Source organism: Acidithrix ferrooxidans (assembly GCF_000949295.1).
Classification (GTDB): domain Bacteria; phylum Actinomycetota; class Acidimicrobiia; order Acidimicrobiales; family Acidimicrobiaceae; genus Acidithrix; species Acidithrix ferrooxidans.
The window spans coordinates 1-20,128 of sequence record NZ_JXYS01000082.1 but is presented as its reverse complement, the minus strand read 5'-3'; the positions used below and the strand labels follow the sequence as shown (position 1 = coordinate 20,128).

The window sequence follows — 20,128 nt, the reverse complement described above, 5'->3', positions numbered from 1 at the left end:
GGAGAGGATGTATGAGGCGAGGTTCACAACACGTACCTGAGGAAGAATGAGAAACCTCGCGTTGCCAACCACAAGGTGCAGCCGTGCTTCGCGGGTCGCTTTGTCCCAGCCGATATAGTTATCGCGTGGTGCGCAGCTCCATGGCGAGGCAGCGAAGCCGATCGCAGCGATAGTTCCAGAGGAGCTCTCGATGAGATAGCGCCCCTCAGCACCGGCAAAGGTGGTGTAGCCGAGGTAGTGGTAGCTTGCAATGAGGTTTCGCCAGCGCTGCTTTTGGGCTTTGGTATCTGCTATGGCGAACTTGATTGGACAGAGATCGTCGAGCGATTCAGGATAGGCAAAGGGTAGCTCAGCGATTGGCTCTGCGTAGCGGGTGATGCGGCCGTTGCCGTTGCCATGCAGTGGCTTAGGCAAGGTGATGAGTCCGTCTCTGTCCATGCGCAACAATGCAACGCGCGCCGACATGTCCTTCTTGCGCCCGTCGAGACGGTACCAGCCAAGCGCCTCGCAGACTGCGTCAGCAATTGCCTGTCTTGTCGGGTACACAGCGATCAGGTCGGAGATGACCTCAAGGTCTGCTTGGGAGAAGTCCCGCCCACAGTAGCGCAGTGTTTCACTCATGGCATTGGACCAGGTGGCGACATGCGCCACTCAACAAGATCAGTCTCGCTCGCAACCCAGGGGAAGAACCGCTCCAGCGCGGCGGGATTCGGGGCCCTTCCCCCAGCGGCGGCACATTCTTGTAGGTAGGCGATGAGATAGGCGAGTGGGTTGCACCCAGCACGCTGGGCGGTGGCGGTAATGGTCCAGATCCGCGCGGCCAGGGTGGCTGCCCATATTGAACCGGATCCATAGCAGTTCTTGCGTATTACTGCCGGGTTGCGAAGTACAGCCTCTGCTGGGTTGTTATCGAGTGGCAACTCGGGAAACTCTTCATGACGGCAAAGGCCTTCCCATTCACGATCCAGTGTTGCGAGCACCTTTATGGCCCCAGGGTGAAGCGTCGGATCGCAAGCCTCAGCCTTTCTGGCAGTATCCATTGCTCTGATGATCCTGGTAAAGTCCTCCTCAGCGCGTAAGCGCCCGGTAGTTCCCGTCTCAAGTGCTTGGCGTGCATGATGTGCTACATAAAGCGACCCGATGCGAGCGAGCCATGAAGTAGTCCAACTCCGCAGCTCTTGATGCGCATCGCTAGCGCGGATGAAGTAGCACCTGATGTGTGCCCAACACCACAACGGGTCTACTCCCTCAAGTGCACCAAGGGGCTGGTAGACACTGTAAAAGTCTGAGCTTATCAGGAGCTGTCGGCCAGGTTCGAGCGAACCCGCATCTATATCGATACCCAAATGCTCGGCTACCACTCTCGTCGAGCATTTGGGATCGATCAAGAACACCACGGTGTCGGGACCGAGGAAGGTCCACAGCCACCAGCGGTTGCCCGCTTTGTCAGCTACCGCCTCGAACACCTTCCAGGATGTCTCGTCGATGTGCAGATGCGCCGACTTTGCGTTCCTCTCCCTAATCGCTGCGTCAAGTTGCTCAAGTAGGTCCGAAAGCGCCTTGAGCGCTCCTGTCAAGGTGCCTTTTGAAACCTCGAACCCGTCATTTGAGAGAGCTGCGACGATGCGTTCCAAGGGACGCCCGATCACGTACTTCTCCACTACCAAGCGGCCCAGGAACCCTGAGGTGAACATTCCCTTGGGGATTGGCTTGGCCGGGACCGGTGCGACGAGCATGCCCCGAGTCTGACACTTGCAGGTGCGCCGGTAGGTAGGGCGGCGATGTCGGTGTCGCACGATGTGTACTTGCCAGTCGATCTGGTAGGGGGTCTCTTCGCCGAAGGCGGCATAAGGTGCCCCGCAACCCGAACAGATTCGCTCGTTGTCTGGTACGTCGTGGATCACTTCGACGGTTTCAAGGGCCGAGTAGTCCCGTCGGCCATGCCCTGGACTCTCTGGTTGTTGACCACGGGGGCGTTTCTCACCTGTGATATCGTCTTTGCCTCTTCTAGGCTCGACTGGCTTACTCTTCTCCTACGAGGTGCCAAAGACGAGCTTTGCGAGAGTCGTCACCTTCTCGGTGAGTGCACCAATCTGGCCTTCGGGTTCACTAACCCGTGCTCGAAGCTCGGCGTTCTCCGCCTGAAGACGGGCATTATCGCCAGCGAGGCGTTCTGCCTCCGCCGCCTTCTAGTACGCTGACTCGGTTGTATGCAAACTGTCCATGACTACCAGTTAACACTATCTAGCGCTTCGTGTTCAGTCCCTGTTTTCGTCAGGGGTGGTACGGGTTCACCGAACGTTTACTAAAAATTAGCGACTTCATTCCCTTTACTTACGGATTTAAGATACTTCAATCACAATGGATGGGAACCAGCACAAATCTAGGCGTGGATCTGTCGGTTATCTCTGCGACGATTTTGCTAGGAGCCTTTATCACCAATCGAGTATTTCGTTGGGAATAGTTGATTTCAGATATGCTTTTTATCCGTTGGACATAGCTCGCAAGAACCAACGATTTTTACCAACTGATAAAAAGCCGAATCAAATCTCTAATTTTTCGTAATAAATTCCAGCATTCCCTCTGTGATTATCTCTGAATCGTAGTCCAGCGTAGCGACGTGAAATGACTTTTCCAGAACTACTCTTGTTACGTTTTGGGCATTATCGCGGAGGTATTCGCCCGATTCAACCGCAACTACATGGTCTTGTGTCGAATTGAATAGCAGGATCGGTATGGCAATCTCACTTACCTTGGGCGAAAGTTCCTTTGCCGCTTCGAATAGAGACTTAGCCGCTCGCACTGGTGCCCCTGGATATGATGCCTCCTCCATCTCCGGATTTGCTATGTCCGAGCCAATGGCTGGAAAAATTTCTAGACCACTTTCTAAAACTTGATCGATCAAGTCGAAGAAGTCAGGCGGTGGAGGTAGGACCAGTGGATTTACAAGTACCATTGCCTTTACTCGGCGATTGCGCAATGCGAGATCAAGAGAGAGGGTTCCTCCCATCGAGATGCCAACCACATAGATCGCTTCGTTCTCTTCGCCTAGGCCTTGAGCTGCTTGGTCAACATCTCTGAGATAGTCCTCGTATCTAGTCCCGAGCATATCTTCCAAGACGGTACCGTGGCCCGAAAGCAGTGGAACGCTTACGGTATGGCCGGCGTTAGCAGCTGCAATGTATTGAGGCAAAAAGGTTTGAGGTGAGCCAGTGAAGCCATGAATGAACAGCACCTTCTTTGAATCTGGGCCTCCGTCGACAAAGAAGGGCTGCCGATGGTCATTGGGTACATCAAATTGTGGTGTCATTTCTCTCCTTTGCAAGACTTTAGATATCTCGCAATTGAACCTTTTGTTTTTCGGTCCGTAAATTTATTTTCGGATCTATCTACAAATTTCTACCTTAGCCGATAGCGGCTATTGAAGATTGAGGATTTTCTTATGGCTGATACAAATAGTCGATCAATTTTTGCTCAAGGTTCTGCTCTCGTTTTATAGACGTGCCCTTACTGGGTTTTTGCAAGGAATACACTTTGTGATCTCACGGCCATGAGATTGTACCGCGAGACTAAGGACGATGCCCTTTGGCGTGTAGCATTTGGATTTTGGCTATCTGCGTTGTCTTAGGTTGATGAAAAGGGTGACAGGCCGATTGCTATCTGTCGCTTATCGGCTAATTTCACTGATCTGCATTGAATCCTTTTGAAGTTGCGGCGAGATTTCAATAGACCTGAAGGAAAGCGGCGATATGTAGCAACTTTAAAGCTTGTAACTAACATGTAGTGCAATTGCCGATGGAGGTTTTTAGATCGTGGAAAAGTATCCGTTTTTGTCACCCGAGTGGATCGAGAGAGTCCGCGATATCCGCCAGGCCTATAGCGTGCAAAGCGATACGCCTTCGGTGGATGTAGCAATTCGGATGAACCAGATTGTAACCGATGTCCCATTTGGCGATAGTGAAGTCAAGATCTATATCGACTCTTCGGAAGGCTTTATCGACATAGAGTTGGGCGAACTTGAAGATGCAGAAATTACGATTCGAATCGACTATGAAACGGCAAAGTCGATCTTTGTGGATCTCGACTTTCAGGTTGCAATGACAGCTTTTATGGCTGGAAAGATCAGGGTGACCGGCGACTTCACTAAGTTGATAGCTTTGCAAAGTGCTTTTTCTCCTGAATCCCTTTCTCCTAATGAAATTGTGGCCAAGATAAAGGATTTGACTTCCTAGGGCAACCATCAAGACTTTCAAGAGTTCCAGCGCCTTTGACACGGTGAGATCTATTCTCCGTTCAAGGTTCAAGGTTCAAGGTTCAAGGTTCAAGGTTCAAGGTTCAAGGTTCAAGGTTCAAGGTTCAAGGCTAAGGGATAAATAGGTATTTGAGACTCTATAAGGATCGTTTCTGTTTGGATGATTTAATCCGGGAATTTTTTTGCACTATGGTAAGTTGCGTTGAATTTGAGATTTGCTTCTTATCAAAGTCCTAAGAGTGATCGATCAGTCGATCGATTACAGAGCTGATAGACCTAGTCTGTAAGACATGTCAGCAGATAAGATTTCGAGCAATGAAACGCGCCATATTGCGCACTTAGCCAGACTGGCCTTGTCTGAGGCTGAGATCGAGGACTTCACCGGACAGCTAGCGGCAATCTTGGAGCACGCTAAAGATATCGAAAGCTTAAATCTTGATGATGTCGCCCCAACTCGCCATGCGCTCCCGATTAAAAATGTTATGCGTAGCGATGAAGTCCGCAAAAGTGTAAATCGCGAAGAGGTCCTTAGAATGGCGCCAGAAACCCAAGCCAATATGTTCTTGGTTCCAAAGATTATCGGAGAGGACTAACCAGTAAAAGTGGAAATTATCGAATTAGGCGCTGTTGAAATAGCCAAAGCTGTCAAGTCAGGTGAATTGAGTGCTCTTGAGGTTGTCTCAGCTCATTTGAGTGAGATAAATGAGCATGACGGCGATGTCGGTGCCTTTTTATTGGTTATGGCGGATCGAGCGATCGAACGGGCCAAAGAGATCGACAAACGACGCTCCGGCGGCGAAGAACTTGGAGCTCTTGCTGGTGTGCCTGTTGCACTAAAAGACAATATAGTTCTTCAAGGAGTGGAAACGACGTGTGCCTCAAAGATTTTGAGTGGTTGGGAGCCACCATATACCGCCACCGTGATCGAAAAGCTAATCAGTCAGGGTGCAATTCCTATCGGTAAGACCAATTTGGATGAGTTCGCTATGGGTTCATCGACTGAGAACTCGGCCTACTTTCCTACTCGTAATCCTGTCAAACTTGACCGAGTTCCAGGTGGATCGTCAGGTGGTAGCGCTGCAAGCGTCGCTTCTAGATTCGCACCAATAGCCATTGGTTCTGATACTGGGGGTTCGATACGTCAGCCGGCATCCTTATGCGGGGTTGTTGGCGTGAAGCCAACTTATGGGTTGGTTTCTCGTTATGGATTGATTGCATTTGCCTCGTCGTTGGATCAGATCGGTCCTTTTGCCAAGAGCGTTGACGATGCGAGTCTTGTCTTATCTGTAATCGCTGGCCATGACGGTATGGATTCGACATCGAGTCGAACTGCAACATATGAGCATGCGCCCAACGAAAGCGATATCTCATCATTGCGAATTGGAGTTATCCAGGAGATGATGAGCGACGTTTCAAATGATGTGCTTGGCGTCTTTAATCAAAGCCTTGATGCGCTCAGAAGTTGCGGAGCCAAGGTGGAGACTGTGTCCATCCCTGCCGTTAGATATGGACTGTCGTCGTATTACCTGATCGCCCCCGCAGAGGCATCTTCAAACTTAGCACGTTTTGATGGGGTTCGTTATGGGCTTCGAGTTACAGGCGCAGATATGAATGAGACCTATGGCCTGAGCCGAGAAGCGGGTTTTGGCCCAGAGGTGAAGCGGCGCATAATGCTGGGAACCTATGCGCTTTCGGCCGGATACTACGACGCACTATATGGTAAGGCCCAGAAGGTGAGAACCTTGATTGTGAGCGAGTTTGCTCGCGCATATAGTGACTTTGACGTCCTTGTCTCTCCGACCTCGCCTACAGTTGCCTTTGGCTTTGGTGACAAGAGCGACCCACTTTCGATGTACATGTCCGATGTATGCACAATTCCGTCTAATTTAGCTGGTCATCCAGCGATGAGCGTCCCATTTGGTGGCGGAGCAGATGGCCTGCCAGTTGGGGTTCAGATTCTCGCTCCAGCCCTTTCAGAGAGAGTGATGTTCCAGGTTGCTCGCGCATTAGAAGGCGCATCGACCTACATGGCCAAGCCTCAATGGGCGCATTGACAAAGATCTGTTTAAGTGGTTTATTACAGGAACAGTATAGGGATGAATTATGGCAATTGAAGATGAATATATAATTACCATTGGACTCGAAGTCCACTGTGAACTAAAGACGAATACCAAACTATTTTGCGGATGTGCCAATCAATTTGGCTCAGAGCCAAACACGAATATATGTCCTGTGTGCCTAGGGCTCCCTGGTTCTTTACCGGTGATTAATGAGCGCGCGGTTGAATATGCCATTCGTATCGGTTCGGCTCTTTCATGTGAGATTAGACCGTCTGTATTTCATCGCAAGAACTATTTCTATCCGGATATGCCAAAGGACTATCAAGTTTCTCAGTACGATGAGCCAATTTGCGTAAATGGAAAGTTGGAACTCCCGTCGTTTCCCAAGACTGTGCGAATCGAACGGGCGCATATGGAAGAAGATACTGGAAAGACGACACATGTTGGGACTTCTGGTCGAATACATGGGGCTGATTTTTCATTGGTGGACTACAACCGAGCTGGAATTCCTCTGGTGGAGATCGTTTCGGCTCCTGATCTCTCAAGCGCAGATGAAGCTCGAGAATATGTCTCTGAACTTCGGGCTATCTTAGTTTCCACAAAGGCAAGTGATGGCAAGATGGAAGAGGGCTCGCTGCGTGTGGATGCAAATGTCTCGGTAAGGCCCCTGGGCACCGAGAAATTGGGCACCAGATGCGAGATTAAGAATTTAAATTCCCTTCGATCACTCGGTCGAGCGATCAATTACGAAGCTCGGCGTCAAATGGAGGCTTTGTCTGCTGGTCAATCGATACGACAGGAGACTCGCCATTGGAATGAGGACCAAGGGGTTACCTCTGCACTTCGCTCCAAAGAAGAGGCCTATGACTATCGTTATTTCCCAGAGCCCGATCTAACGCCATTGGATCCAGATATGGATGAGGTGGCTACGATAGCGCGGGCCCTTGGGATCCTTCCACCGGCACGGAGGCTGCGATTGAGGGAACTACTAGATGGAGAGCTTACGAGAAGTGAGCTGGAGCAGGTTCAAACCTGTGTCAAGTTTGATTTGGATGAGCATGTGCTGGATGCTGTGAGAACTGGGGTACCAGCGCGCCTTGCTTTAGCACGGGGCTCGAATGAGCTTGCATCTTATGTAAATCAAGCCACTGTAGACTCTTTCGAAGTCGCGGAGTTTCCCCGTGGCAAATTCATTGAAGTTATTTCGCTTGAAAGTCAAGGTAAGGTCTCATCCACCCAGGCGAAGACACTTTTGTCTCGAATCGCTTCGAACCATAACGAAGAAGTGTCGGCCCTTATCGAGGAACTCGGATATAAGGCAGCCTCTCAAGATGAGATTTCGGAACTCCTCGATAGGTTGATCAGTGAAAATTCAATGGAATGGGAACGACTTTGCGCTGGAGAGAATCAGCTGGCGGGGTTTTTTATTGGAAAAGCAATGAAGATTACCAACGGTAAGGTCAACGGAAAGACCTTAGCCTCGGAGATGGCAGCCCGTCGATTGGGCTAAAGTGCGGGTCCGCTTTGCATCTTTGGCCCTGATGATAGTGCCATGGGGAAGCGGTAGCGTTGAAAAAAGTGCACGCAGAAATGATCATTGATTTGGTATTGGTCTCTTTAAAAACTTTGTTAGGGTGACTTTTTGGAAATTTGGATGCTATTCGAATAACCTATTAGTGCAGTAAGAAAATCTACGAGATGGATAGACGGTGGTTTGCATGTCAGGATCAATGAAGCCAAGATCAGGCGACGTTACGGATGGCTTTCGTCGAGCCCCGGCTCGAGCGATGTTACGAGCCGTCGGTATGGGTGATCAAGACTGGGATAAGCCCCAAATTGGGGTGGCCTCTTCATGGAACGAGGTTACTCCATGTAATATGCCTTTAGACGTTTTAGCCAAGAGTGCCAAGCAAGGAGTCCTTTCCGCGGGCGGTTTTCCATTGGAGTTTAATACCATCGCTGTCTCTGATGGAATTTCAATGGGCCATGAAGGCATGCATGCCAGCTTGGTCTCTCGAGAGGTGATAACCGATAGCGTTGAGACCGTTATGCACGCTGAACGATTCGACGGTATGGTGACTTTAGCTGGTTGTGACAAGTCGCTGCCCGGTATGTTGATGGCTGCTGCTCGCTTAGACCTCCCAACTGTATTTTTATACGGTGGAACTATCATGCCAGGAATCCACAAGGGTGAGGCGATCGATATAGTTACCGTCTTCGAAGCGGTCGGAGCCCGCGCGGCCGGAGCGCTCAGCGATGAAGAGTTGGCTCTTATTGAATCTGAAGCATGTCCAACTATTGGTTCATGTGCAGGTATGTTCACCGCAAACACAATGGCATCGGTTGCGGAGGCGCTAGGGATGGCGCTTCCTGGATCATCGTCGGCTCCAGCCATCGATTCACGACGGTCGGATTACGCCTTTCAATCTGGAGAGGCCGTTGTCGCTTTGCTGGAGCGAGGAATTCGCCCTCGACAGATAATGTCAAAGGCAGCATTCGAGAATGCAATCGCCCTCGTCATGGCTCTTGGTGGGTCCACCAACGCCGTTCTTCACCTGTTGGCGATTGCCTATGAGGCCCGAGTTGACTTGACCTTGGCTGACTTTAATCGCATTGCCGCGCGTACCCCACACATCGCCGATACTAAGCCACATGGAAAGTATCACATGAGTGATCTCGATCAAATCGGCGGAGTTCCTGTTGTGATGGCGCATCTATTAGAGGCCGGTCTTTTAAATGGTGACTGTATGACTGTTACGGGAAAGACCATAGCGGAGAACTTGGCGCAGATCAACCCGCCTCAGCCAGATGGCAAAGTCGTGCATAGTCTCTCTTCGCCGCTTCATGAGATTGGCGGAATCGCCATTCTTAGCGGTTCTTTAGCTCCCTTGGGTTCAGTCGTCAAAGTCGCAGGTATCGACCAGTTCACCTTTGACGGTACGGCTGCGGTATTCGATGGGGAAGAAAAGGCGCTGGATGCGATTTTAGCTGGTGAGATCAGGCCAAATACCGTTTTGGTAATTCGATACGAGGGGCCTAAGGGCGGTCCTGGCATGCGCGAGATGTTAGCGGTTACCGGTGCGCTAAAAGGTGCTGGAAGAGGTGGCGATTGTGCGCTGGTAACCGATGGTCGCTTTAGTGGTGGAACGCACGGTTTTTGTATCGGTCACGTAGCGCCTGAGGCTCTAGACGGTGGTCCGATTGCAATTGTGCAAAATGGTGATCGAATAACTATAGACGTGAATACAAAGACGATCGATCTTCATTTGACTAAAGACGAGATGGAGCGCCGTTTTGCCAACGTCAAGGCTCCGATGCCCAGATACACATCTGGAGTGTTGGCAAAGTATGCCAAGTTGGTCCAGGGTGCAGAGATCGGTGCCGTCACGAATTTCTTTTCGTAATCGGTGATATCTAAGTAGTTAGCAGGCCTTCTGGCCCTCGAAAGGGTGATATCTTGAGTGGCCAGAAGGTGCTAAAGCTTTGATTGGGTGGACTGATTATATAGATTTGATTTGACGAATGGTTGAATGGGTATTAGGATATAGGGCAATGAAATTATCTGCCTTCTTTGAAGTAGTACTTGTAGTCTTGTAGCGCCGAAGCACTGCTTCAAGGCGCTACTTAACCTCCCAACAGGGAGGTTTTTTTATACCTCAAATTGACTATTGAAATGATTGCAGCGTGAGTTTACGGGACGAAGGATGACAATAAGATGAAATTAACAGGTGCACAAGCATTAGTCAAGAGTCTTGAGATGCAGGGCGTCGACGTCGTTTTTGGCCTACCTGGCGGGGCGATTTTGCCAGTGTACGATCCTATTATAGACTCACCAATTCGTCATATCTTGGTCCGTCATGAGCAAGGCGCTGGCCATATGGCCGAAGGGTATGCTCAGGCAACTAACCGACCGGGCGTCGCGATTGTTACATCTGGACCTGCCGCGACCAACATAGTAACGCCACTTGCGGATGCATATATGGATTCGATTCCCATGGTGGTAATAACTGGTCAGGTGGCGACCTCTTCGATTGGGACTGATGCCTTTCAAGAGGCAGATACGACTGGCATCACCATGAGTATTACAAAGCACAACTGGCTCGTAAAAGATGCGAATGAGATTCCAGAGACCATAGCTCAAGCATTCCATGTGGCTACGACTGGCCGCCCGGGTCCCGTCTTAGTGGATCTCCCCAAGGACGTTGCTAACCAGATGATGGATTGGTACTGGCCAGAGACGATCGACTTGCCTGGCTATCGTCCTAATACCAAGGGGCACCCACGCTCTATAGCGGCTGCTGCTCGAATGATCAAAGAGGCCAAGGCTCCGGTTTTCTATATTGGCGGTGGATGTATCAGGGCTAATGCAACAAGTGCGCTATTTTCACTTGTCGAAAAGACTCAGATTCCCGTTGTTACGACCTTGATGGGTCGCGGAGCGTTCCCCGACGAGCATCCCCTATGTCTCGGTATGCCTGGTATGCATGGCAACTACACTGCCATAACGTCGATGCAAAAGGCTGACTTGCTGATCACGCTCGGCGCGAGGTTTGACGATAGGGTAACCGGGAAGGTCTCTGGCTTTGCACCAAATGCCAAGGTTATCCACGTCGACATTGACCCTGCCGAACTTGGTAAGGTGCGTAGAGCCGATATCCCAATCGTTGGTGACGTAAAGCTGGTCATTCAAGAGCTCATCGAGGCACTCGATCGAGGCGAAGCAGGTGAGATGCAAGCTCAAGATATCTCTGCTTGGATTTCTCAGATTCGTCAGTGGCAAGAAAAGTATCCGCTTGCATATGAAAAAGATCCAGCCGATGGCTCGCTAAAGCCGCAGTACGTTGTTGAGACCTTATCGTCACTGGCTCCTCCAGGAACAATTCTGGCTTCAGGCGTAGGACAGCATCAGATGTGGGGATCGCAGTATTGGAAGTTTAATGATGCAAACACCTGGATCAATTCAGGAGGCCTTGGAACGATGGGATTTGCAATACCCGCGGCCATAGGTGCAAAGGTAGGACGACCAGACAAGATGGTTTGGGCAGTAGATGGAGATGGGTGTTTTCAAATGACGGCCCAAGAGTTGGTGACCGCCTCTGCCGAGCGAATTCCTGTAAAGATTGCACTTTTGAATAACGCCTATCTTGGCATGGTGCGTCAGTGGCAAGAGATGTTTTACGATCAAAGATATTCCGAGGTTTATCTCTCTCCAGACCTACCAGACTACGTCAAATGGGCAGAGGCTATGGGGTGCGTTGGCATTCGAGTCGAATCTCCTGAAGAGGTGGCCCCTGCGATTGAAAAGGCGAATGAGATCGATGACCGATCTGTGGTTATCGAATTTAGGACAGATTGGCGCGAGAAGGTCTTCCCGATGGTCCCCTCGGGTTCGACCAACGATGAAGTTTTTCTTGGACCTATGTTTGAAGGGAAGTAGATGACCGTTTCAGGACCTAACCTTATTCCAATGAGTTTACCTGGTGGAAAAAGCGCCAATGAGATAGATCACCATGTTCTATCGGTACTGGTGGAGAATAAAGCGGGAGTTTTGGCGCGGGTGGCACAGCTGTTTTCACGCCGCGGCTATAACATCTATTCGCTTGCTGTAGCGCCGACCGACGATCAGAGATTCTCACGGTTGACCATTGTTGTAGATTTGGAGTCGGTAACGCTAGAGCAGATCACCAAGCAGCTCCATAAATTGATTAATGTTATCAAAATTACAGAGATCGATCCCCGAGACTCTGTTGAGCAGGAGTTGTTGCTTGCTGTGGTGGCAGCGGACACTCAAAGTAGATCGCAAATACTCGAGTTGGCTGGAATCTTTGGTGCGAAAGTGTTGGACGTTGGTCTTGAACGTCTTACACTAGCCTTGGCAGATACTCCGGAAAAACTGGATGACTTTAGCGAACTGATTAAAGTATTCGGAATAGTAGAAGTACAGCGAACTGGCCGAGTTGCCTTAACAAAGCTGACTCGTTCGAGTTCGCGCGGTGGAATTTCAAAGGGAAAGGCAAGCTAGCCAGATGGCTGAAATGTTTTACGAAGCCGATGCAAATCCTTCTTTGCTTCTAGGCAAAAAAGTAGCGGTTATCGGATATGGATCACAAGGTCACGCACATGCGCTGAACTTGGCTGATTCAGGTGTTGAAGTTGTAGTTGGCCTCCGGGAAGGATCTTCGTCGGTAGTCAAGGCAAAGGATGCGGGGCTCACCACGATGAGCGTTAGTGATGCAAGTGCATGGGCTGACGTAGTAATGTTGCTCGCCCCCGACACCGCTCAAAAGAAGATCTACGACGAAGAGATCGCCCCGAATCTAAAGGACGGTGACGCTCTTTTATTTGCCCATGGCTTCAATATTCGCTATGAGCAGATTCAACCGGCGCCAGGAATAGATGTTGCAATGGTCGCACCAAAAGGGCCTGGCCATCTTCTTCGTCGGACCTATGCCGAAGGCGGAGGCATCCCTTCGTTGATTGCAGTTCATCAAGACGCCACAACAAATGCACGTGAGCTGGCACTTTCTTATGCGCATCACATAGGATCGACTAAGGCGGGCGTGTTGGAAACAACATTTTCTGAAGAGACAGAGACCGACCTCTTTGGCGAACAGACCGTACTTTGTGGTGGGCTTTCTGCGTTAGTAACTGCTGGTTTTGAGACCTTGGTCGAGGCTGGATATCAACCTGAGTCGGCATATTTTGAATGTCTGCACGAGCTTAAGCTGATTGTGGATCTTTTGTATCAGGATGGTCTCTCCGGAATGTGGTTCTCCGTATCTGAGACCGCTGAGTGGGGTGGTTTGAAGATCGGTCCTCGCGTAATCTCTTCGGGCGTGAAGGCCGAGATGAAGAAGGTTTTGGATGAGATTCGTTCTGGTCAATTTGCAGACGAATGGATCGCAGAGAACGAGAATGGCCAGAAGCACTTCAACGAGTTGCGTAGCGCCGCTGCGAATCATCCAATTGAAGAAGTTGGAAGACAACTTCGTAATATGATGCCGTTCCTAGCGAATTCTTCGAATATTCGCGACGTTTCTGGCGGCTAGATTCCTTGGCAAATCAAGAAAGGGAATTGCTGCGCGAGCTTTCATCTGCGCGGCGTTCCCACTTCCTAGAAAACAATGACAAGTTGGCGGTGATCGTGAAGGGATACTTCGTGATCATCGTCGCTGCACTTTTGGTTGATATTATCTCAACATCATCGACCTATTTCGTTCCTACCTCGTCTGACATCGCTTTTTTCCATTCGAATGCCAACAACTACGGAACCGCCTTATTCTTATTTATTTTATTTCTAGGCGCAATGCTAGGAACTCGGGGCGGTCCTCTCACGGTTCATCGTCCAGAGATGCGGATGGTCTTTTTGTCGGACGTGGGTCGAGAGCGGCTATTGAGACAAAAAGCCATTCGAACCCTTTTTCACTATGGTTACATAGGAGCAGCTGGCGGCGGTGGCGTTGGTGTTGCGCTGCACGCTCTTTCGCATCACCAAGCAGCTACACCGGCTATTGACTTTGGAATCTTTGGAATTGCGTGTGGCTTTGCCTATGCCGGCATGGCGCTTTTATCTGTGAGTTTTTCACTCAGTGGGATCAAGGGATATGCACTTGGGTTAGTATTGATATTGGTTGGAGTGGTCCCTATTCTCTCGGGTTCCACCTCTCCTATCGCCGTTTTGGGCGGACCATTAAAGGCAATGTCTCCGACGGATCTGCAAAATATGGTCGTGCTCGCGACAGGCTTAGTGATTGGGATATTAGGGGTGCTTCGACTTCCGAAGGCAGATCTGGAGCCCATAGAACGTCACTCTGAGCTAATTTCGCGCCTCCGCTTTGCAATTGGAATGCGAGACGTAAGAAGCATTATTGGCATATCAAGATCTTTGGGTGAGAACGGTTATGTTGGGCGCAGATTGCCTAAAATCGCTGAAGCTTTATTTCGTACACCGAAGTCAACACCTTCGCTTCGCTCGTTGTCGAATATTTACAACTGGTCCATCAAGAGGTATATTCGTCTTTTCATCTTGAATTTGTCAGTCGTTTTCATCATTGCAAACGCCTGGCTGCATTCAGTGATTTTATTTTTCGTGGCAGTGCCGCTTTGTTTTGTAATGGGCCTCGAGTTGTCTGATTCAGTTGGTTCGTTGGTTGACAAGGCTGATAGGTTTGTGAACTATCCAGTTGAAGATGGATGGTTATTGAATCGATCTACGATGCTGCCAGCAGCAATCGCAATTGTATTGACTTTGGTCTCTGATGTAATCGTTTACTTTTTGGTTTCCGGTACGACATTTAGCATTTTGTTGCCCCTGAGCGTTGCGATGGCGATTACCAGCGTCTTCGGAGGTGCTGTAGCCCAGGTTCGAAGTGGCAAAGGTCAAGATGTATCGGCCTTTGTGCTGGTACCAGAGGTGCAGGCCTTCAAGTTTTTCATTGAGCTAATTCCTGTAATAATTGCCAATGCCTGGATAGTGGCTGCAATAAATGCCCACGGCGCGTTGGCCCATCATTCGTCTGCATCAAGTGCAGCACTTTCGGCGTCATCTTTTGTGCTTATTGCTCCCTTGGCGGGTTGGGCATGGATAGGCGGACAGAAAATTTTGAAAGCGGAGTAGTTCTAAGTGGCAAAGAATACAGAGGCCAAGAAGTCAGATATAGTCCTCTCGGTCAAGAATGTCGACAAGAAGTTTGACGATATCCCTATTTTAAAGGGAGTCACTTTCGACATCAAGCGAGGTTCTATTTGTTGCCTTGTAGGTATGAACGGCGCAGGTAAAACTACTTTAGTCAAAGCCATTGCAGGTCTTGTCTCTCCCGATAGCGGATCTATTGACATTTTGGGTGCTAAGGGGGGCAGTCGTCAAGCTAGGGCGGTAACGTCGGTGGTTTTTGACGAACCGGCACTCTATTCCGACTTAACTGTGATGGAGCATTTGAGTTTCGCCGCTCGCCTTTCGGGATTTATGGATTATCAGGAACGAGCCGATCAGCTTTTGGAAGAGTTTGCGATTCAAGAACTTGGCCAGCGCCTTCCAAGGGGATTTTCGAGGGGGCAACGGCAAAAGACTGCTCTTTCGATGGGGCTAGTTCGGTCATTTAAGCTCTTGGTTTTAGATGAGCCATATGCGGGACTTGATGCCTCTGGAAAGAAGGCACTCCTAGCAATTCTCGGTGATGCGGCTACCTCTGGTGCTGCGGTTCTAATAGCTACACATGCGCCCGAGTTATTGGCTATTGCTAACCAGATGGTGACAATTAGCGATGGTAAAGTTTCCTATGTTGGAAAGCCCGATATTGGCAGAATTGATAGCTAAGAGGGTTACGGGAGACTCTCTTTTTACGGGTGGCAGAGTGCTTATAAGGGTTACGCCACTTGATGGTGGATTGTTTTATTGCCGCGGGGTAGCAATCGCTAAATTATCTGGCTTGGGATGATAAATTTCATGATCTTTTTCAAGTAAGTGCCTCAATATGGCGATAATTTGGTTGTTACATAAATGCAACAACACCGAAAGTAAGCCATGACCTTTGAGATCGGTGCAATAAAGGTGAGATTGTCACCGTCGAGCGTAGTTGCATTGGGTGGAACTGTCGTTTTGATAGCCTTCGCCCTAGATCTCTTTGGCCCGGTTGAGCGCTTTGTGCCAGTTTTTGTCGCCGTCGTTTCAACGATTTTTGTAGCAGTTGGTATTCTTAGGTTTAGACCATCCCCCAATTGGAATTGGTGGATGATCTTTGGCGCGCTCTGGTTATTCATTGCTGGGGGCACCCTTAGTTCGCTTCTGGGCACACTGGGGAATTTGACACCTTCGCGTTCCCTCGTACCCGATTTAATTATTATTCCAGGGTATATCATTCTTGCAGCTGGCCTCATGCGACTCTCAGGCGGGAAGCGCTATGACCGAGGTAAGACCGTTGATGCCATTTTGGATGGATTGATGGCTGGACTATCGGTTTTGGCTGTTGCGTGGGTCTTTCTGATTGAACCACTAGGTGCGAGCCGAGGAATTTCTATCTCAATAAGACTTGCTCTAGTTGCATATCCGCCGATGTCGTCGATTCTTTTGATATTGGTCCTTCGCATTGCATTTACGAGTGATGTCCGACGATCTGTCGCCTACTGGCTCTTACTTGGCGCATTCTCGATGATGTTCTTGGGTGACAGTTTGTATATGTTTGTAGACGCGGATCTACTACACTTGCCACTGTCAATTTTGGGACTCCCATACGGGGGCGCATACGTTTTAGCGAGTTGTTGCGCTCTCTCGCCCTCTATGAGGCGACTTTCAATCTCGGATTCACACCGTGGTAAGGGTTATCAACGTATTCAGTTCAGCTTGATTACTCTTTCCTTGGCCACCCCAGCGTTTTTGATCTTCGGTCAACAGTCGGTCTCTTTCTCCGATCGAGTAGTAGTCTTTGTGGTTGACATAGGCCTTGTCGGCGCGGCAACGACACGGGTTTTGCGCGCAATGTCGGTTGCACGGCGCTCCGAAGACCAGTTGGCCCACGTAGCTGCATACGATGCATTGACTGGTCTTCCCAATCGACGACTTTTGTCGGAGGAACTAGCCCGAATTTTGGAGGATTCCGCGTCGAAGTCTTCGTTCGTTGCATTGATATTCGTGGACCTAGATCAGTTCAAATTGATAAACGACTCCTTTGGTCACACCTTTGGGGATCTGTTGCTCATTGGCGTAGCACAACGGTTGCGGTTGCGGGTTCGCCAAAGCGATCTAGTTGCCCGCCTTGGTGGCGATGAGTTTTTGATCGTTCTAAAAGATGTCCCAGATGCTGCAGTGGCTACGGCGGTCGCCGCTGATTTGCGGGATTTCCTGCGTGAACCATTTTTAGTCAATGGTCTGAAGTTCTTTGTGACTGGAAGCTTTGGAATCGCCCTTACCTCACCCAATGACTCTCTTGACACCGAAGCCCTTTTGAGAAGCGCAGATACGGCAATGTTTCAAGCCAAGATGGCGGGGCGGGATACTTTTAGGGTATTTGACTCTTCGATGCAGACTGAAGTTACAAGGCGACTCGAATTGAAGTACGACTTGCGCAGAGCCATTGAGCTCGATCAATTATTTTTGGTATATCAGCCAATTATTGCTACGAGGACTGGACGAGTCGAAGGGGTAGAAGCGCTAATTAGGTGGAATCATCCGAGACATGGTCTAATTTCGCCGACGGACTTCATACCCATTGCCGAAGAGTCTGGAATGATCTTAGAGATCGGTGCTTGGGTGCTCGATATAGCACTAGATCGCTTCACCTCGTTGAATAGGGAAATGAGCTTGGACGACGACTTTTACGTCTCGGTCAATCTCTCAGTCGGACAGTTGATCGATAGTAATTTAGCTATTCGAGTTCATGATGCCCTTGTCCGCCATAAGGTCGAGGGCCGTAGCCTGTGTATTGAGCTTACCGAGTCGATGGTTATGGAGAACCTTGATAACTCCTTTGCTATTTTGCTTGCGCTGAAGGAGCTTGGGGTTCGTCTTGCGATAGATGATTTTGGCTCTGGCTATTCGTCTCTGGCATATTTGACTAAATTTCCAGTTGATAAACTCAAGATCGATAAATCCTTTATCGACTCTATGGTCTCTTTGGACTCTCCAGACGCAAGGCTTATAGGGTCGATCGTCGCAATGGCGAAATCTCTGGGGATGTCAACCATAGCAGAGGGCGTCGAGACACTGATTCAAGCCCAGCGGATTTTTCAACTTGGCTGTGACTCTATTCAGGGTTTTTATCTATCAAGGCCTGTTGAAGCCGCGGATCTTCATTTGACAATTGGCGACTTAGAACGAGCGAGCAATCTTTTTTTCGCCTTCGACGTTTGAATTTCGATCTTTTTCCAACTCTCGAAGGTTGATGACTTCACCTTCAGCGGGGTAGTGCTTCTGGATTGAAAAAAACTGTTTTCTAAAGGAATCTATCGAGAGCTCCTCTACTGTCGGTGAAGGTCCTCCAGGGCTGAATATGCTCTCGTGAAGGTCGGGCTTGTAGGCCCAAAGTCTTTGTTGCCATTTGGATAGTTGACACCAGACTGGATGCGAAGCCTCTGAACCTAGATATGCCTTTGGTTCAAGATCCTCAAAGCGCGACCAAGTCCCACCAAATTGCCAGTTGCCAAATCTAAATAGACGATCATCTAAGATGGCGATCGTCCAGTCAACACCACAGCTTTGAGAAGCTGTCACATATGCACGGTAGAGGCTTATGGCAATTAGACCAGGAGCTGCTCTGCCTTGAAATTGACGATGAACGGAAAGGGTCGCGATATCCCAAAAGTTATTTAGAGGCATTTTCTCGCCTTGGCGAATCTTTAATGCTACAGGCTCAATTCCCCAGTGAGCAGAGATGTCGTCAAGGCTCTTTGATCCAGTGCCGCTTTCTGAGGGCAGAATTATCCTCATCGATGCAACGGGAAGTGAAAGCGAATGGTTGATCACGCATAGGAAGATGGAGCGATCTAGATATGGATAGTATTCAGTATTTAGCTGATCACTTGTGTTGCCATAGGTATCGAGAAAGACCTGCTCTTCGACGGATTTGGCTAGATGGACACCTGGGTGATCGCCTGAAAAAGCATATATACCAAAAGCTCTTGATGAATTGGGATCGATGACGGTTTTAGCTATTTCGCCGATCTCGTAGGCGCCTATTTTAATTTCTTTTCTGGAATCCAAGCTAGTGTCCTAATAATGAGAAAAGGTCCATTGTGATGATGGTTGTTCGCCTTGTCCAAGGAAGGAGGGCGAGGCTTGGATATTGCAAAGTGAGATCACCCATAAATTGACAAGCTCAGAAGCGGTCTGCGAGACCGATTTATCATCATCTCGTCAAGAGATGGAAGTTTGGGAGGCGCAGACCAGCGGCGCCCTATTGAATAAAATGTTGCGCGACAGTCGGCCTTTCTTTGACTAAATTTGGTAGCTACTTAATTATTATAGCTTGAAAATACAAGCAAGATGATCCGCTCTTCATCTCGTCGCCACTTGGTAAATAGGGCCATCGCGCCACTGGCAATCTCCTTCCATCTATCTAGGAACCGGTGGCCAGTGTTCGTGTAGAACTTCAAAAAATTGTTCAAAGTCGGCTTTTTAAGGGACTTCGGATTTAAGTGGGGAATTTAGTCAGGTGTAGCCACGCACCAGGGGTGAGTTTGGGAGGGTCACAGGGGCTCTGCCAGAATGGGATAGTTCAACAACTCATCACTGGAGGGCCCCTGTGGAAGAAAATCCTATTCGAATTGCCGAGATCTTGCTCGATCTTATGGATGTCAATTTGATTGGCATCGAGGATCTGGGTGACCAAGGTTCAAAGACACCCCTTCGGGTCCATATCGAGTGTCGAGGCGAACGACCAAAATGCCCAGTATGTAATGGGATGAGTTATTCCAAGGGAGGCTCACTAGTAGAGCTGATTGATCTACAAAGCTTTGGCCGTGCCGTCAGACTCATCTGGCACAAACGCAGGTGGGAGTGCAAGGATGGGAACTGTTCCGCCCCGTCGTGGAGTGACGTGGACACTAGGATCGCAGCTCCAAGACTCAAGCTCACCGATAGGGCAGCTAGATTCGCAACCCGAGTGGTTGGTAGAGATGGTCGATCGGTGTCATCGGTAGCCAGAGAGCTCGATTGTGATTGGCACACGATCAATGACGCTGTCATTGCCTATGGGACTCCCCTCGTAGAGGATCCAAGTCGCTTTGGTAAGGTTCGTGCACTCGGATTAGATGAGACCTTGTTTTGTCGCGAGGGTCGCTATCGGACCCAGAAGTGGTCTACCTCAATCGTGGACGTTACGAG

Annotated in this window: 16 protein-coding genes; 12 read left to right on the top strand and 4 right to left on the bottom strand. The window is 49.5% G+C overall.

Annotation, left to right across the window (positions count from 1 at the left end; genetic code table 11):
* From AXFE_RS13015 to AXFE_RS12995, 3 genes are all read right to left on the bottom strand, one after another.
* A partial coding sequence (locus tag AXFE_RS13015; RefSeq protein ID WP_052606395.1) for a Druantia anti-phage system protein DruA occupies positions 1-621 on the bottom strand: 621 nt, incomplete at its 3' end.
* Positions 618-1,991, bottom strand: coding sequence for an IS66 family transposase (gene tnpC, locus AXFE_RS13010; protein WP_152626085.1), 1,374 nt, complete (start codon positions 1,989-1,991; stop codon positions 618-620). The genes tnpC and AXFE_RS13015, both read right to left, overlap by 4 nt.
* A 560-nt stretch (positions 1,992-2,551) precedes the next feature.
* On the bottom strand, positions 2,552-3,310 hold the full coding sequence (locus tag AXFE_RS12995; RefSeq protein WP_052606391.1) for an alpha/beta hydrolase: 759 nt from the start codon (positions 3,308-3,310) through the stop codon (positions 2,552-2,554).
* A 502-nt stretch (positions 3,311-3,812) separates the two neighbouring features.
* Here AXFE_RS12995 and AXFE_RS12990 point away from each other — a divergent pair.
* From AXFE_RS12990 to AXFE_RS12940, 11 genes are all read left to right on the top strand, one after another.
* Positions 3,813-4,232 carry an SCP2 sterol-binding domain-containing protein gene (locus AXFE_RS12990; protein ID WP_052606390.1) on the top strand — a complete coding sequence of 140 codons (420 nt, stop codon included), beginning with the start codon at positions 3,813-3,815 and terminating at the stop codon, positions 4,230-4,232.
* Between the two features lie 310 nt (positions 4,233-4,542).
* The gene (gene gatC / locus AXFE_RS12985; protein WP_052606389.1) at positions 4,543-4,845 is read left to right on the top strand and encodes an Asp-tRNA(Asn)/Glu-tRNA(Gln) amidotransferase subunit GatC; all 303 of its coding nucleotides are present in this window, start codon (positions 4,543-4,545) and stop codon (positions 4,843-4,845) included.
* A gap of 9 nt (positions 4,846-4,854) precedes the next feature.
* Positions 4,855-6,306 carry an Asp-tRNA(Asn)/Glu-tRNA(Gln) amidotransferase subunit GatA gene (gatA, locus tag AXFE_RS12980; protein ID WP_052606388.1) on the top strand — a complete coding sequence of 484 codons (1,452 nt, stop codon included), beginning with the start codon at positions 4,855-4,857 and terminating at the stop codon, positions 6,304-6,306.
* A gap of 49 nt (positions 6,307-6,355) precedes the next feature.
* Positions 6,356-7,822, top strand: coding sequence for an Asp-tRNA(Asn)/Glu-tRNA(Gln) amidotransferase subunit GatB (gene gatB / locus AXFE_RS12975; protein WP_052606387.1), 1,467 nt, complete (start codon positions 6,356-6,358; stop codon positions 7,820-7,822).
* A 220-nt stretch (positions 7,823-8,042) separates the two neighbouring features.
* Positions 8,043-9,716, top strand: a complete 1,674-nt coding sequence (ilvD, locus tag AXFE_RS12970; protein WP_235347814.1) for a dihydroxy-acid dehydratase — start codon at positions 8,043-8,045, stop codon at positions 9,714-9,716.
* A 311-nt stretch (positions 9,717-10,027) separates the two neighbouring features.
* The gene (locus AXFE_RS12965; protein WP_052606385.1) at positions 10,028-11,749 is read left to right on the top strand and encodes an acetolactate synthase large subunit; all 1,722 of its coding nucleotides are present in this window, start codon (positions 10,028-10,030) and stop codon (positions 11,747-11,749) included.
* A complete protein-coding gene (gene ilvN, locus AXFE_RS12960) occupies positions 11,750-12,334 on the top strand; it encodes an acetolactate synthase small subunit (protein ID WP_082058741.1) in 585 nt (194 codons plus the stop codon). It begins immediately after the preceding gene.
* Between the two features lie 4 nt (positions 12,335-12,338).
* A complete protein-coding gene (gene ilvC, locus AXFE_RS12955; RefSeq protein ID WP_052606384.1) occupies positions 12,339-13,361 on the top strand; it encodes a ketol-acid reductoisomerase in 1,023 nt (340 codons plus the stop codon).
* 5 nt (positions 13,362-13,366) lie between these two features.
* Positions 13,367-14,929, top strand: a complete 1,563-nt coding sequence (locus tag AXFE_RS12950; protein ID WP_052606383.1) for a hypothetical protein — start codon at positions 13,367-13,369, stop codon at positions 14,927-14,929.
* Between the two features lie 6 nt (positions 14,930-14,935).
* Positions 14,936-15,628, top strand: coding sequence for an ABC transporter ATP-binding protein (locus AXFE_RS12945; protein ID WP_052606382.1), 693 nt, complete (start codon positions 14,936-14,938; stop codon positions 15,626-15,628).
* 207 nt (positions 15,629-15,835) lie between these two features.
* Positions 15,836-18,157: a putative bifunctional diguanylate cyclase/phosphodiesterase gene (locus tag AXFE_RS12940; protein WP_052606381.1), complete on the top strand. Its 2,322-nt coding sequence runs from the start codon at positions 15,836-15,838 to the stop codon at positions 18,155-18,157.
* On the opposite strand, the gene AXFE_RS12935 is transcribed toward AXFE_RS12940, so the two are convergent.
* Positions 18,116-19,006 carry a hypothetical protein gene (locus AXFE_RS12935; protein ID WP_052606380.1) on the bottom strand — a complete coding sequence of 297 codons (891 nt, stop codon included), beginning with the start codon at positions 19,004-19,006 and terminating at the stop codon, positions 18,116-18,118. The two genes, AXFE_RS12940 and AXFE_RS12935, sit on opposite strands and share 42 nt — an antisense overlap.
* 541 nt (positions 19,007-19,547) lie before the next feature.
* Between AXFE_RS12935 and AXFE_RS12930 the strand changes: the two genes are divergently transcribed.
* Positions 19,548-20,128: transposase family protein (locus AXFE_RS12930; RefSeq protein ID WP_160291858.1), on the top strand; the 581-nt coding region annotated here is incomplete at its 3' end.